This window comes from Legionella sp. JM-2024, from assembly GCF_055389095.1.
Window position 1 is genome coordinate 790,299 of sequence record NZ_AP039388.1, and the last position, 14,428, is coordinate 804,726.

Consider the following 14,428-nt stretch of genomic DNA (forward strand, 5'->3'; position numbering starts at 1 on the left):
CAATGGTTCACAACATAATTTTAAATTTGTGGCTATAATTAAATCCAAAGTTATTAGAAATACAGGTATTTTTTAAACTTTTTTGAAAGGGATTTTTATATGCAGCAAGCAAATCAGGTATCGACAACTCAAAAAAGCAATACGTTCTCAAGAAATGTAGCAAGGTTTTTTGATGTCTTTACCGATTCTGTTGACTTTCTTGGACGGATTGGATGGCCTGTTATTGATTTGGCATTTCGAATATGGATTGCACAGCAAGTATTAGTCTCTGCAATTCTTTTGGCTAACCATTGGGATACTGCCGTTTATTTAGCCAAAAATGAATATCCAGTTCCCTGGTTATCTCCTGAATGGGAAGCTCTGTTAGGAATATTGGCACAATTTGTTGGCGGTATTTCCCTTCTTTTTGGCTTATTTACCCGATGCGGGGCAGCGGTTATTGCAGTATTCTCTGTTATGACCCAAATTTATTATCAACCCATAGATCTTAATTTGCTTTGGATCGCATTAATGCTGGGCTATGTGTTGAGAGGGCCTGGTCCGCTTTCTCTGGATAATTTATTCGAACAAGGGTTTAGCCGCAGTCCTTTGCCATTTGCCATGTCGATTGTGACCCTTGTAGAGAAAACCAGAGGATTTTTTTCAAGCTTGTTTTTATTTCTTATACGTATTTGGTTAATGATCTCGCTTTTGTTAGTCAATCAATATGTCGAAATAATTTCTCCTGACAAGTTACAAGCTCTTATGTCTTGGCTGCCTTTAAGTTCAGCATCAATAGTTTTTAGCCATTTTTCATTATTTATTGCCCTTTTTTTGGGATTTGGCTTTGCTACCCGATTTGTTGCAATTCTGGGATTAATAGTTGTTCTTTTTAGCTTTACCCCAGAAGTAACGGGTTTTTATTTATACTGGATGATGGTGATGGCCATTTTATTTGTTTCAGGTCCGGGAGTCTTATCATTGGATCATTTGATTTTTAATGCTTTGAAGAAACATTACCCACAGCTTTCTGGTAAACCGGCATTTAGCCTGGATAATTTACCACGCGTAGTTATTATTGGTGCAGGGTTTGGGGGTATCGCCTGCGCTAAAGCATTACGTCATATGCCAGTCAAAATAACTTTGATTGATAGACATAACTATCATCTTTTTCAACCATTTTTATATCAGATTGCTACAGGAAGTCTCTCGCCAGCAGATATTGCTATTTCGATTCGGTCCATATTTTTAGAACAATTTAATGCAGAAATATTATTGGGAGATGTTACAGATATTAATAAAGAGGAGAGGCTCGTTTTAGCTGATAATTTTACAATTCCATATGATTATTTGGTGATAGCGACAGGAGCAACCCATAGTTATTTTGGTAAAGATAATTGGGCTCCTTATGCGCCAGGTTTAAAAACAATTAATGATGGTACCTCAGTGCGTAGTCGCATCATTAGAACGTTTGAACTGGCTGAGCTTGCTCAAAATGATGAAGAACGCAAGCAATTGTTGAATTTCGTCATTGTGGGAGCAGGACCCACTGGTGTTGAGCTCGCTGGGGCAATAGCGGAACTTGCACGATTTGGGATCGTAAAAGAATTCCGTCATTTTGACCCTTCGTCAGCAAATATTATCCTGGTTCAGGCAGCACCTCGCATTTTGCCCACCTTTTCAGAAAAAATCTCGGCAAAAGCACAGAGCTTTTTAGAAAGTATGGGTGTTAAAGTTTTAGTGAATAGCATGGTTGAGCAAATTGATGGTGACGGTGTGATTATTAATAATGAAAGAATTTATTCTAAGTCAGTCTTTTGGGCGGCGGGTGTTGCTGCTTCTCCGGCCGCAAAATGGCTTCAAGTAGAAGCTGATCCAGCAGGTCGTGTCAAAGTGAATGACGATCTGACAGTGGCTAATTACTCAAATATTTTTGTTATAGGCGATACCGCTGCTTCAAATGCCTGGAAAGGTAAGCCAGTACCTGGTATTGCGCCTGCCGCTAAACAAGGTGGCGTTTATGTGGGTAAAGTAATTTCTAAAAGGATTTATAATAACCAATCAAAACATAAACCTTTTAAATACGTTCATTTAGGGAGTCTCGCTACTGTTGGCCGTAAAGCAGCTGTTGCGGAGTTTAATAGTTTTAAAATCAGCGGAGAGCTGGCATGGTGGTTTTGGGGAGGGGTGCATGTCTTTTTCCTGGTTGGCTCTCGAAATCGTTTAAGTGTTATTTTAAATTGGCTTTGGTCTTATTATACTTTTCGTGCTAGTAATTTGCTTATTACAGATGATTCATCGAAGACGGGAGATAACTCAGGAGCCAGTTAATTGGTTTGAGGGCTTATGGCGAATCGAGATTAATATAACCTTGCCAGGATTATAAGAAAATACAAAGGGAGTGGACTAATGGACAAGAAATTTGCTGCTAATTCTTCAGAGAGTATTATCAATAATGAATTTGATATGCCTGTTCCTCGTTGGCTAAATACTTATCCATCTGGCCCTTATCGATTTATTAATCGCGAATTTTTTATTATCGCTTATGAAACCGATCCAGAACTTTTGAAAGCCATTCTTCCTCCAGATATGGAGTTAATAGAGCCCATAGTCAAATTTGAATTTATTCGTATGCCTGATTCAACTGGATTTGGTGATTACACCGAATCAGGCCAAGTTGTGCCGGTGAGATATAAAGGTGAAGAAGGAGGCTTTACTATTTCGATGTTCCTTGATTGCCATGCTCCGATTGCTGGAGGTCGAGAAATATGGGGTTTTCCAAAGAAATTGGCCAAACCAAAATTGTTTGTTGAAGAGGACACACTCGTTGGTATCCTTAAGTATGGGAGCATAGATATTGCCATTGCGACAATGGGATATAAACATCGACCATTAGATACGGAAAAGGTTTTGGAATCAGTAAAAAAACCAGTCTTTTTGCTTAAGAACGTTCCTGATGTGGATGGTACTCCTTTAATTAATCAATTGACTAAGACTTATTTGACAGACATTACAGTGAAAGGGGCATGGACGGGACCAGGTAGCCTGGAGTTCCATCCGCATGCATTGGCTCCTATTTCCAATCTTCATATCAAAAAAATTGTATCCGTTTCACATTTTATTACCGATTTAACATTACCTTATGGAGAAGTTGTCGCAGATTATTTGGCTTAAAATTGGGAGTCATTTTTAAAAATAGTTGGAAAATAATATGAATAAACGTCAGATACAAAATACGGCGGTAATTGCAGCTGCTTTAGGAGCCGCTCTTGCCTCCGTATATACGTATACCAATTGGTTTTCATCTAAAGAAATCGATGTAAAACGAGAGCGTTGTTATAATGTGGCGCGTGCAGGGAAAAATGATTGCGCTACTTCACAACATTCTTGTGCCTCACAATCAACGAAGGATCGTGATCCAGAAGCTTTTATCATGCTGCCTAAAGGTTTGTGTGAACGTATAGTGGGAGGAAGGAGTGTATAGTTACTCTAAATTACCTCTTCGTATCAGGGAAGAGATTGAGGCTCAACAATACACAAGTGAATTATTGGTTACTGGTGTGCAATTAGGTGTTATTGTACTACTGAGTATTATCAATTTTTTTTCTTCAGCGGGATATTCTCCTGGTGCTCCGGTTCAATCTTCTTCCTTAGGCTTGTGGTTATTTACTATTTTAGTATTGGTAAGATTGTGGTTTGTCTATACTAATCAATTGAATTCAATGTTTCTTGGTTTCTCCATAGTTGCTGAAATGGCTCTGTTATTATTTATTATATGGACATATTATCTTCAGTTTGAAACAACACCGACCATCAATCTTAAAAACCCACATATTAATTATGTTTATATTTTGATTGCATTACGCGCACTTCGGTTTGAACCCATATGGGTAATACTCTCAGGCCTTACTGCGGCTATTGGGTGGGGTATTATCGCTTGGCAAACTTTATCCAGTTCAGGCATGAAAGTTATTACATGGGATTATGTGACATTTGCATCTACTCGGAGTGTCTATTTAGGTGCTGTATTTGATGTTATTTTGTCGGTGATATTAGTAACATTAATTATTGCCTTGGTGCTGACACGTGCCAAACGCACTCTTTTTCAAGCAGTGGAGCAGACAAGTGCCGCAAAAGACTTATCTCGGTTTTTTGATACAAGTGTTGTAGAAAAAATAACGACCTCTGAAAAGTCATTACAAGCGGGGTATGGCGAATTACGTCAGGCTGCTGTTATGTTTATTGATATGAGGGGGTTTACCAAAGCATCAGCTAAACTGTCTCCTAGTGAACTGATTGGACTATTGGGTGAATATCAGCATTTGGTTGTACCAATCATTCAAAAAAATAATGGAAGTATTGATAAGTTTATGGGGGATGGTATTTTGGCAAGTTTTGGTGCTGTGGCTCCATCTAATACCTATGCTGCTGATGCTTTAAGAACCGTTGATGAAATCATATCATCAATGACGGTATGGAGTGATAATCGACGACAAAAGGGAGATACAGTAGTTGGTGTAGGAATTGGGTTGTCGTCTGGTGAAGTGGTAATTGGTGTGATTGGTCATGAAAATCGTTTGGAGTATACAGTGATTGGAGAAACTGTTAATTTGGCAGCCAAGCTTGAAAAACATAATAAAGAAGAAAAAACTCAGGCTTTGACTACTAAGAATACTTTTGTAGAAGCATTAAAACAAGGCTATAAGAGCGATATACCTAAAGAAGAGCTTAAAGCAAGGAATGTGGGGGGTGTGGAAGGTCCTCTGGATTTGGTGGCTTTGGTAAAATAACATGAATTCGTTATAAAAAAGATCCTTCTGAATTTATTATCCGCTCCTCCACAGTCGCGGCCTGATGAATCTCCACGAATTCGTACAATTATAAATGACCCTGTCATCTCTGCGAAGGCAGGGATCCATCCATCAAAATAGTTAGTAACTTAAATTAATCCACTGAGGATTGTTTAACTCAATTAAGTTAATTTTCCATTATCTTTTCCATCTTTTTATTTGTTTTTCTCTAGTAATTGCTTCATAAACATTAGAGTGAACTTCAAAATAAACCAGTTCATGTACATGATATTTTTTTAGTAAATCCATCGACTAAATTTTCCCTATGCTCGTAAATACGTTGGGTCGAATTGCTGGTAAAGCCTACATATAAAGTTCCATATTTTTTGCTGGCAAGAATATAAACATAATATTGTTTTTCCATATGATGTAGAGTTTTTTGCGAAGTTGGCAGGATAGAATACCCTAATGAAGCTTAGGGTGTACATTGCAAAATGGATCCCTGCCTTCGCAGGGATGACAGAATCTAAGGGATAACAGAGGCATTACTAAAATTGTATATTTTCGTGGGGATTTATCAGGTCGCGGCTCAGGTTAAACTACAATCTGAGTCAAGACCGTGAGGGAGTGGATAAATGAAATAATGTTCTAATAATTCATTTTGTAGCAAAAATTGTAAGCCTGAAAACAAATTAAAATCTGGATGATTTTCTAAAGTGCTTTCATAAGACTGTCCAAGTGGACTCCCTTTTTTTATATGACATAAGAAATGAAACAGATCATTAGTAATCCAATGTGTCAATATTTGTTTTTTTTGACGTGCTATAACAGCATAACTTGGTAAATGTTGAAAATTTATGGTGCTTATTTCAAAAGGATTTTCTATTAACTCAAAGATATTTTTTAAATAATAGGGGGATGAATATAAAAATACCGATGGATTAAATATCAAACATAATTTGTCCACGGAATTATTTATATGTTTTTTGAGTACGCTGGAGTCAAGAACAAGATAATCCTGTGAGCAATAACTTAAATGCCTCAACCATTCTATTTCGGCGATATCTTTTAGATAAAGAAGATGTTTAACCATTTCATTATTTTGTAAAAAAGCAGGGAATTTTTCACCCCAATCGTCTAAACAATTAGTCTTTGGTAAATTACAGGGGTCTTGAACAAACGCTAGAGCCAAAGCATCGGCACATACTTTTCCGACCAACTTCCAAATTGCCGGAAAGGTCATTTCTAAAGAATTACGCAGGTTTTGTAAAATAGTATTACGATAAATATTAAAGCGAAATTCAGGAGCAATTTCATTATGACAAAATTGCTCAAAAATAGTGGTATCTTGTTTATTGAATACACTCTCAAAAAAAGCTTCCTGTAATTGTTTAATGGTAGGCATAATGAGCTGACTTTTTTGCTTCATTGATTAAAACATCCAGAGGCGGTATTTCTGAGTCCCATTCTAATAAAGTTGGAACAAGACCAGTGTGATTTATAGTATATCGATATAAATCCCATACTTCCGGGCAGACATGATCATTGTGTGTATCTATTCGCAAGATATTCGTTTGGTTTTGCAATGAAATAGAATGTCCTGCTACATGAATTTCTTTTATGTCTTTGTGAGGGATTTTTTGAATATATTGATACGGATCTCGCTTATTATTTGAATAAGAAACGTAAACATTATTAACGTCCAATAACATTTTAGCGCCCGTGCGTTTGATTATTTCTGCTAGAAACTCAGGTTCTTCATAAGTTGAGGCTCGATACTCTAAATAAGAAGCGGGATTTTCTATTAATAAAGTTCTCTGTAAATAATTTTGTACATTATCAATATTATTGGTGATAATCGTTAAACTTTCTTCGTTATAGGGAATAGGTAATAAATCCGGCAAGTAGGTATTCCCTATGTTGCTCCATGACAAATGATCTGAAAGGAAAACAGGCTCAAAGCGATCAACGAGAGTTTTAATTCGTTTTAAATGTTCTTTGCTGATTTCTTTGGCTGAGCCTAGAGATAATCCTACTCCATGAAAGCTTAGTGGATAATACTGACTAATGGAAAATAAAAGCTCTAATATTGGCCCTCCGTTTAAAAGGAAGTTTTCTGTATGTACTTCAAACCAGTCAATTGCAGGTTTTTTTTCTAGTATTTGATCATAATGTGGGGCTCTTAAACCAACGCCTATCATATCGCCACTAATCATTTTATGCATGGTTTTTCATCCTGTTTGATGCGATATTTTCAAGACTCACATCCATTCACAGCGATTCTATGTATTTAATGTACCGCTGCCAAGCTCTGAACGCAATGGTGTTAAGGGAAGCGATTTTTAATTTCTATATTTTTAATCTCATGTTGGACGCTAAACGAATAAGGAAGCCTGGCTTATCTAATTTTTTTATCTTCTCGTTAAATTAAAAATACACTCCCTTAGCTTGATGGTTATGGGCTTCTCTGCTCATTTGTCACAATAAGTATCCCAGGATTTGTACGCTTGAATTTGGTATAAAAATTAGCCTCAATATTGAGTATTTGTTCACTTTATGAGATAATGTTTATTTATTTCTCAGCTTGCAATTTATAAAATTGCCCCAATGTTGTAGAAATCATTACAGTCTTGCTCATGTTTTTAGGGAGTGTTTTATGAGTCAAAATTGGCCTACCAGAGATAAAGATTTGCAAACTGCGCGAGTGATAATGGAAGAGTATGCGAATGATCGGGATAGCGATTCATTAGGGCTTTTCGAAATTGTAGTGGATCAAAATGAAAAACGCATGAATTTTCGCTTGTCTGGTTGGGTAGTCATTTTGGCAAAACATTTCGCTTCATTATATGGAGCCAGTCAGGGTGATTTTGTTACCAGGCAAGTGATTAGCCGGTGTATTACCCAAGGCCAAACTTTACACTAGTGCTTTGTCAACCAGTTTAAGAACTTGTTCAGGTGGTTTTAGCACGATTGATAAATATCTATTCTTAAAAGTGCAGTAAATATTTATTGTAATTTTCTTTATATTTCTCAGAGTGTTGATATCGTAACAAAGCATTATTGATTGATTGTAGCAATGCTGAGTTTTCCCGATTGATCGCTATTCCCAAACCATAGCCATACAGCATGGGATTGCCTATTACCATGAATTTTCCTGATGAATTGGCCGCCCAATAAAGAGCAGAAGGATTATCCAGCAGAATAAAATCAATTTTATCATCACTCAATGCTTCTAACATTTCAACAGTTCTGTCAAACCTAACTACAATGGGGTCTATTATTCCCATGTCCCTAATTTGTTGGACAAAGACAGTATTTTCTTCTACACCGATTCGTTTACCTTTTAAGAGCATTAAACTAAAAGTTTGATGAGTATAAGCAGCATGGTTTGTAAGAAATCTGGAATAACTTAATAAATAGGGTATGCTGAAATTAACTAGGCTTGAACGTTCCGGAGTGATTGACATTGCGCTGATTGCCACATCAATTTCTTTGTTCACTACGGCTGGGATTAATTGTCGAAATCTCAAGGTATGAAATTCACAATGACGGTTCATTATTTTACAGAGTTCTGTCATTGTATCAATATCAAAACCAAAGAGCTCGCGATGTGCTCCTTGCATTATAAAGGGTGGATAAAAACCGCCTATTCCAACTTTCAAAGTCTCACCTTGTGAGTAGAGAGGGGAAATAAAAAAAATGAAGGCGAATAACAACAGTCCTTTAATAAATTTCATTGGTATCGTCACCAAAACATTGTTAGGGTATCTTATAAGATTATAACGGGAAATGTGAGTTTTAAAGTATTAAATATGAAATAAATAGATTAAACCTATGGTAGTGTTATGTTTTTATATTAAAAATAGCGTAATTTATGATCCAAAAGAGTGATATTGATGTATTAATTTCTGCAAAATCCTGGTTTATTGAAAAATATGTTGCTCATTTGCACCATCCATTGAAAGACAGTGTCGAAAAACTGCTGCTTGTTAGTGATTATGCCTGTAGGCAAATTGAATTGTTAGTTACCCTTTTAGAAAAAGATTCGTGTGATTTTTTATTGTCTCGAGAGAGCTATTTTCATGCCATCAATCAGATAAATCTTGAAGCATCTCAAACCCAATATATGCGCGAATTGCGCCAGTTTCGTCATACTCATTTTTTACGATTATTACTGCTTGAAATAGCCGGTTTTGCTTCGACAGAGAAGGTCATGAAATCCTGGTCTGATCTGGCAGATACTGTAGTTTTGTATACTTTAAAATATATTAGATTTTCTTTGCTGACTCGCTACGGTGTACCCAGAAGCCAGGAGAGTAAGGAGATACCATTTTATGCCCTTGCAATGGGAAAGCTTGGTGGAAGGGAACTCAATTATTCTTCTGATATTGATTTAATCTTTGCCTACAGTGAAGTGGGTGTTACTGATGGCGATGAGCAGATTGCGAACCAGCACTATTTTAGCAAGATGGTGCAGACGTTTGTTCATTTGTTACAAACTGTAACACCTGATGGTTTTGTATTTCGAGTAGATTTAAGATTGCGACCCAATGGAGACAGCGGACCACTGGTTTCGAGTTTTGCAGCTATGGAAACTTACTATCAGGAACAGGGACGCGATTGGGAGCGTTATGCGATGGTTAAGGCAAGAGTAATTGCCGAGACGTTGGATGAACCATTTTTATGGTTTAATCGCTTGATCAACCCTTTTGTTTATAGGAGGTACGTTGATTTTGGTGTGATAGAGTCCTTACGCGGGATGAAGGCAATGATAGAGCGCGAGGTACAACTTAATCCGTTATTAAACGACATTAAACGAGGTCGAGGTGGCATTAGGGAAATAGAGTTTATTATTCAGAACATTCAATTAATTCGTGGGGGTCGATTGCCTCAGTTGCAAGTACAAAATGCTATGTCTGCCCTTGCTGTTATAAAACAGGAAAAATTATTGCCTAGATGCGATGCTTTGAAACAAGCGTATCTTTTTTTGAGAAAATTGGAAAATGTTCTACAGAGCCTGAATGATCAGCAAACTCATACTCTACCCGAAGATCAGTTGAAAAAAGCACAGATTGTCATAGCAATGGGATATCTCGACTGGAAAGAATTTCTGGATAAATTACAACAATATCAACGAATTGTTAGCAATTTCTTTCATTCTATCCTTGGCAAGGTGGATGATTATGAAGATGAAAAAAGATTGTTGAGTAATCAATTATCCAGTCTTTGGCAAGGCCATGTTGAAAGTAATATGGCCGTGAATTTATTGATTAGCTTAGGGTATGAAAACGCACAACATTGCTACCAAATGATCCATGCCTTTCGACATGGACCACGTTGCAGAAGATTACCTCAAGGGGCTCGCATTCGTCTTGATCGTTTTATGGTTTTATTGCTTACGGAACTGACCTACTGCCCTAAGACGGATGAGGTATTATTGCAAGTAATTCATTTACTTGAAAACATCGTAGGGCGCAGTGCCTATCTTGCTCTACTCACAGAAAATCCCCATGCTTTAAGAGAATTATTGTTTTGGTTTGTTAATAGCCCTTTTATTTCTTCTTTATTTGTTAGTCAGCCTTTTTTATTAGAGATATTACTGGATCAAGAAAAGGGCTGGAGACCTGATACTCTACAGCAATTGGAACAAATAATAACTGAACAATTAAAACATACAAATGATGTGGAACTGCAGGAGGAGATACTTCGTCAATTTAAATTAACAAACTGGATGGTAGCGGCTAGAGCAGAGTTATATGGATTATGTGATGCTGTTCGAATAGGTAAATTTCTCTCTAATGTAGCACAAGTCATCGTTAATCAGGTTTTGATTATTGCAAGCGAGCAGTTATGCGTGCGCTATCCTGAAATGGCCCGAATTAAATCTCAGTTCGCTATTATTGCTTATGGAAAATTAGGCAGTAGGGAGATGAATTACGCTTCAGACCTGGATTTAGTTTTTTTACATACTGCCAACCCTTCTGAAGAAGGATTAATTATCAGATTAACTCAAAAAATACTGCATATGTTAACTACTCGCACGCAAATGGGAGTTTTGTATCATGTTGATACACGATTAAGACCCTCTGGGGCAGCAGGATTATTGGTAAGTCATGTTGATGCGTTTGTTGAGTATCAAAAAACTCAAGCTTGGACTTGGGAGCATCAGGCTTTGTTAAAGGCTCGAATATTATCCGGGAATTCAAAAATTAAAAACCGATTTTCCCAACTAAAAAAATCGGTTTTGTCCCAATCAAGGGATAGTAAGTTATTGCAGCAGGATGTATTGACTATGAGAGCTAAAATAGATCAATTTCAAGAATCGGATGAAGTAAAACTTGCTCGAGGTGGGTTATTGGATTTGGAGTTTTTAGTTCAGTTCCTCATATTAAATCTGAGGGATCCTACGTTTTCTCGTTATACAAATACTTTAAGCCAACTTCAACATTTGTTTTTAGTGAATGTGCTTACAAAACCTCAATTTATAACTCTAAAGAAGGCGTATCAGTATTTTCATTATTTAATGCATCAGAAAATTGTGCAATCAGACGTTCTTAATGGTGAAGAAATACATCATGAAGTGTTGGAGGTGTGTAAGGCTCATTATAGTAATTAGACAGGTCTTACGCCCCCCCACTCCTTTGCTAAAAATGTTTTAATTCGGTCATTTGGTTTATCTAAACTCCTCCATTAAAAACATTTTTGTCTTGACCTTGGGTTTTTCATGAGTCCTCTTAGATTATGTTGACCATTGGTTTTTTAAAATTATCCTGAGTATTATACCTAAGAAACTTGGCAAGACTTATTGGATAATTATCAATATTCTCAAGCATAGTATTAAAATCTACTTTCAGTTACTCTGTAATTTTTAAGGTTTTTTTACTTATTATGCAAATTAATTATTATGATACGTATCAAAAAATTGGGGTTTTTAGCGATGAGTATTTTGGACAATTTTTAAGGACTCTTGGGAAAAGCTATGTACAATGCGCCGATGTTGGTGAATGTTATACCACCTTGTCCAAAATAACCGATAAAAATGGAGATAGTTGGTACCAGGCTTGGTATGAGATAGCCAGTATATTGCAAGAGAAGGCAAATATCAGCTGGGAGGCTCATCATTTTATAACGGCAGCCTATACCTATTTAAGGGCTGCAGAGTATTACCGAGCAAGTGAATTTTTTCTACGGGCAAATCCGAACGATCCCAGAGTGATTCCTTGTTTTGATCAATTGCAATTTTGTTTTGAACGAGCGATGCTTAGCTTGCATCCTCATTCTAAAAAGGCACAAATACCGTATGATAATCAGACCTTGTGTGGTTATTTATTTTGTAGTGACAAGTCTTCAAAAGCGACATTAATTGTGCCAGGAGGTTATGACAGTACTTTTGAAGAAAATTACTCTCTTGTTCCTGCGGCACTTTTACATGGATATAATATTCTGATTTTTGATGGTCCAGGTCAAGGGCATGTCTTACGCCGACAAAAGCTTTATATGAGGGCTGATTTCGAGCATGTTATTTCTCAAGTATTGGATTGGCTAGATGGGCAAAATGAACTGGGTACCTCCGATTATGTTTTAATAGGAAGGAGTTTTGGAGGTTATCTTGCGCCCAGGGCTGCTTGTAGTGAAAAGCGACTGGCCGCATTAATCTGTGACCCGGGACAAATGGATATTGCAGGATCGCTTGATAAAATTTTACAACCAAACCTCATGATGCTATTGAAAGAGGGGAGGGCTGAGGAACTCAATGCCATTTTTTATCAATTGTTCTCAGAAAATCCGATGAAAGAATTTTATTTTAAATCAAGAATGTACACACATGGTCTATCCTCTCCTTTTGAATATTTGCAAGCCTTATCTGCTTACACCTTTATTGATAAGGTCAATGGGATCCAATGCCCAACTTTAGTTTGTGATAATCCGAGTGATAAGATATCAAATCGTGGGAATACATTATATGACGCTTTGAGTTGTGAGAAAACATATGTTGCGTTTGAGGCAAAGCTGGGTGCAGGAATGCATTGCGAGGCCGATGCCAATGGTCAATTTCAACAAATAATTTTTGATTGGCTGGATGAGCGATTTACATATTAGATGATATTCCAATGGTTAGTGCTTTGCCGATACGATGACTAACACTGATGGCAAAAGGATAATAGGTATGAAAACAGGGATTGCAATCTTGGTTTTATCAGTGTGTTCCACATTACTGAGTTGTAAAAAGGAACAATCACCATTCCAAACTACAAGTTATGTTGAGTCTCAGTTATTTATAGTATCAAGTCCGGAAGGTGGGTATTTAAAAGAATGGTATGTTCACGAAGGTCAATTGCTTCATAAAGAGGATAAAATTTTAACCCTTAACGGAATAAATTCAATAAAAGCACCAGCAGATTCTATAGTGACGGAGCGTTATTATTTAAAGGACGAATATGTGCCTCCTAATTCTCCTATTGCTAGCCTTTTTCTTCCTTCGCAAATGAAAATCCTGTTTTATGTTCCGGAAAGTCATTTGGATAAAATAAAATTAGGTAAAAAAATCCACGTTTTGTTAGATGAAAAAAGATATCCAGTCAAAATAACCTTCATATCTAATCAGGCGGAATATACTCCTGATGCTCTATTTAGTGAAAATAATCGTTATAAGTTAGTTTATAAAGTGAAAGCAGACCTATCATATGAATTAAGGGATTTATTAAAAACAGGCCAGCCTGTGGAAATCAATTATGAGTAAAGCAGGCCCAAAGCAAGCCATCATTGATGTGTCAGGACTGGCTAAATCATTTAATGGCACGAGAGCCGTAGTCAACTTAAACTTACAAATCCAAGAAGGGATAATTTTTGGTTTTTTAGGACCAAACGGTAGTGGGAAAACCACTAGTTTACGATTGTTAAGTGGATTAATTATCCCTGATACGGGTCAGGGTAAATGTCTCAATTGGAATTTAATGACACAAACCAAGTTGATCCAAGCCCAGATTGGTTATATGCCACAGCACTTCTGCCTTTATCAAAATTTGACTGTTTATGAGAATCTGGATTTTATTGCAAGAATATATCAATTAAAAAACAGGAAAGAGAGACTAAAGGAAATTATAGAATTACTGACATTAAATGAAAATCAAAACAGGATTACATCCACTTTGTCAGGTGGTTGGAAGCAAAGAGTTGCATTGGCAGCTGCTTTGTTACATAAACCACGCTTGCTTTTGTTAGATGAACCAACATCAGGTATTGATCCTCAATCTCGTTTGTTAATTTGGGATCATATACAAGATATAGTATCTCAAGGGGTAACTGTTTTGCTCAGTACACAGTATATGGATGAGGCAGAAAGATGCCATCAATTAGCTTATATGTCCGCAGGTGAAATATTAGCGCGGGGATCAGTTATTGAGATTATTAAATCTACTGGTTTGCATTCCTGGAGCGTTAAAGGGAGCGATTTTTCTGGATTGAAGGAAATATTAGTTAATTATCCCAAGATTCAAAGTATTGAAAAAGGTAATGAAATTCGCATTAGTACAGTAGAGCCGAATATATATGAGATATTGGATCCATTAGTTTTGAAAAATTATGAAGTCAAAGAAACAGATACTACTTTAGAAGATGCTTTCATTTATAAAATTATGAAAGAAGGGAACCGAAAGTGA

The 14,428-nt window shown here is 36.7% G+C and carries 13 protein-coding genes; 9 read left to right on the forward strand and 4 right to left on the reverse strand.

The window, feature by feature from the left end; genetic code table 11:
- Positions 1 to 99: 99 nt before the first annotated feature.
- The 4 genes from ACZ5EK_RS03515 (at position 100) to ACZ5EK_RS03530 (ending at position 4,769) form a co-directional block, all read left to right on the forward strand.
- Entirely contained in the window at positions 100 to 2,310 is a 2,211-nt protein-coding gene (locus ACZ5EK_RS03515) for an FAD-dependent oxidoreductase (RefSeq protein WP_464431422.1), read from the forward strand.
- 78 nt (positions 2,311 to 2,388) lie between these two features.
- Positions 2,389 to 3,153 (forward strand): acetoacetate decarboxylase, encoded by a 765-nt coding sequence (locus ACZ5EK_RS03520; RefSeq protein WP_464431423.1) that lies wholly within the window; start codon positions 2,389 to 2,391, stop codon positions 3,151 to 3,153.
- Positions 3,154 to 3,190: 37 nt separating this feature from the next.
- A complete protein-coding gene (locus ACZ5EK_RS03525; RefSeq protein ID WP_464431424.1) occupies positions 3,191 to 3,463 on the forward strand; it encodes a BufA1 family periplasmic bufferin-type metallophore in 273 nt (90 codons plus the stop codon).
- On the forward strand, positions 3,456 to 4,769 hold the full coding sequence (locus tag ACZ5EK_RS03530) for an adenylate/guanylate cyclase domain-containing protein (RefSeq protein WP_464431426.1): 1,314 nt from the start codon (positions 3,456 to 3,458) through the stop codon (positions 4,767 to 4,769). The genes ACZ5EK_RS03525 and ACZ5EK_RS03530 overlap by 8 nt, the downstream gene beginning before the upstream one ends.
- 277 nt (positions 4,770 to 5,046) lie before the next feature.
- On the opposite strand, the gene ACZ5EK_RS03535 is transcribed toward ACZ5EK_RS03530, so the two are convergent.
- The 3 genes from ACZ5EK_RS03535 to bufB all read right to left on the reverse strand — a co-directional run bounded on the left by ACZ5EK_RS03535 (position 5,047) and on the right by bufB (position 6,994).
- On the reverse strand, positions 5,047 to 5,193 hold the full coding sequence (locus tag ACZ5EK_RS03535) for a GIY-YIG nuclease family protein (protein ID WP_464431428.1): 147 nt from the start codon (positions 5,191 to 5,193) through the stop codon (positions 5,047 to 5,049).
- 165 nt (positions 5,194 to 5,358) lie between these two features.
- The gene (locus tag ACZ5EK_RS03540) at positions 5,359 to 6,174 is read right to left on the reverse strand and encodes an HvfC/BufC N-terminal domain-containing protein (protein WP_464432448.1); all 816 of its coding nucleotides are present in this window, start codon (positions 6,172 to 6,174) and stop codon (positions 5,359 to 5,361) included.
- On the reverse strand, positions 6,161 to 6,994 hold the full coding sequence (gene bufB / locus ACZ5EK_RS03545) for an MNIO family bufferin maturase (protein ID WP_464431430.1): 834 nt from the start codon (positions 6,992 to 6,994) through the stop codon (positions 6,161 to 6,163). Before bufB ends, ACZ5EK_RS03540 begins: the two co-directional genes overlap by 14 nt.
- A gap of 431 nt (positions 6,995 to 7,425) precedes the next feature.
- Between bufB and ACZ5EK_RS03550 the strand changes: the two genes are divergently transcribed.
- Complete coding sequence (locus ACZ5EK_RS03550; protein ID WP_464431431.1) at positions 7,426 to 7,692, forward strand: hypothetical protein; 267 nt, start codon at positions 7,426 to 7,428, stop codon at positions 7,690 to 7,692.
- Positions 7,693 to 7,756: 64 nt separating this feature from the next.
- Here the strand turns inward: ACZ5EK_RS03550 and ACZ5EK_RS03555 are convergent, their stop codons facing one another.
- A complete protein-coding gene (locus ACZ5EK_RS03555) occupies positions 7,757 to 8,506 on the reverse strand; it encodes a transporter substrate-binding domain-containing protein (RefSeq protein ID WP_464431432.1) in 750 nt (249 codons plus the stop codon).
- Positions 8,507 to 8,643: 137 nt separating this feature from the next.
- Between ACZ5EK_RS03555 and glnE the strand changes: the two genes are divergently transcribed.
- The 4 genes from glnE (at position 8,644) to ACZ5EK_RS03575 (ending at position 14,428) form a co-directional block, all read left to right on the forward strand.
- On the forward strand, positions 8,644 to 11,385 hold the full coding sequence (gene glnE / locus ACZ5EK_RS03560; RefSeq protein WP_464431433.1) for a bifunctional [glutamate--ammonia ligase]-adenylyl-L-tyrosine phosphorylase/[glutamate--ammonia-ligase] adenylyltransferase: 2,742 nt from the start codon (positions 8,644 to 8,646) through the stop codon (positions 11,383 to 11,385).
- Between the two features lie 272 nt (positions 11,386 to 11,657).
- Positions 11,658 to 12,869: an alpha/beta hydrolase family protein gene (locus ACZ5EK_RS03565; protein ID WP_464431434.1), complete on the forward strand. Its 1,212-nt coding sequence runs from the start codon at positions 11,658 to 11,660 to the stop codon at positions 12,867 to 12,869.
- A gap of 67 nt (positions 12,870 to 12,936) precedes the next feature.
- On the forward strand, positions 12,937 to 13,509 hold the full coding sequence (locus ACZ5EK_RS03570) for an HlyD family secretion protein (RefSeq protein WP_464431435.1): 573 nt from the start codon (positions 12,937 to 12,939) through the stop codon (positions 13,507 to 13,509).
- Complete coding sequence (locus ACZ5EK_RS03575) at positions 13,502 to 14,428, forward strand: ABC transporter ATP-binding protein (protein ID WP_464431436.1); 927 nt, start codon at positions 13,502 to 13,504, stop codon at positions 14,426 to 14,428. The genes ACZ5EK_RS03570 and ACZ5EK_RS03575 overlap by 8 nt, the downstream gene beginning before the upstream one ends.

Bases quoted from the DNA above. Each gene is read 5' to 3' on its own strand.
- ACZ5EK_RS03515 (WP_464431422.1), top strand. From the start codon at position 100: ATGCAGCAAGCAAATCAGGTATCGACAACTCAAAAAAGCAATACGTTC.
- ACZ5EK_RS03520 (WP_464431423.1), top strand. From the start codon at position 2,389: ATGGACAAGAAATTTGCTGCTAATTCTTCAGAGAGTATTATCAATAAT.
- ACZ5EK_RS03525 (WP_464431424.1), top strand. From the start codon at position 3,191: ATGAATAAACGTCAGATACAAAATACGGCGGTAATTGCAGCTGCTTTA.
- ACZ5EK_RS03535 (WP_464431428.1), bottom strand. From the start codon at position 5,193: ATGGAAAAACAATATTATGTTTATATTCTTGCCAGCAAAAAATATGGA.
- ACZ5EK_RS03540 (WP_464432448.1), bottom strand. From the start codon at position 6,174: ATGCCTACCATTAAACAATTACAGGAAGCTTTTTTTGAGAGTGTATTC.
- bufB (WP_464431430.1), bottom strand. From the start codon at position 6,994: ATGCATAAAATGATTAGTGGCGATATGATAGGCGTTGGTTTAAGAGCC.
- ACZ5EK_RS03550 (WP_464431431.1), top strand. From the start codon at position 7,426: ATGAGTCAAAATTGGCCTACCAGAGATAAAGATTTGCAAACTGCGCGA.
- ACZ5EK_RS03555 (WP_464431432.1), bottom strand. From the start codon at position 8,506: ATGAAATTTATTAAAGGACTGTTGTTATTCGCCTTCATTTTTTTTATT.
- glnE (WP_464431433.1), top strand. From the start codon at position 8,644: ATGATCCAAAAGAGTGATATTGATGTATTAATTTCTGCAAAATCCTGG.
- ACZ5EK_RS03565 (WP_464431434.1), top strand. From the start codon at position 11,658: ATGCAAATTAATTATTATGATACGTATCAAAAAATTGGGGTTTTTAGC.
- ACZ5EK_RS03570 (WP_464431435.1), top strand. From the start codon at position 12,937: ATGAAAACAGGGATTGCAATCTTGGTTTTATCAGTGTGTTCCACATTA.
- ACZ5EK_RS03575 (WP_464431436.1), top strand. From the start codon at position 13,502: ATGAGTAAAGCAGGCCCAAAGCAAGCCATCATTGATGTGTCAGGACTG.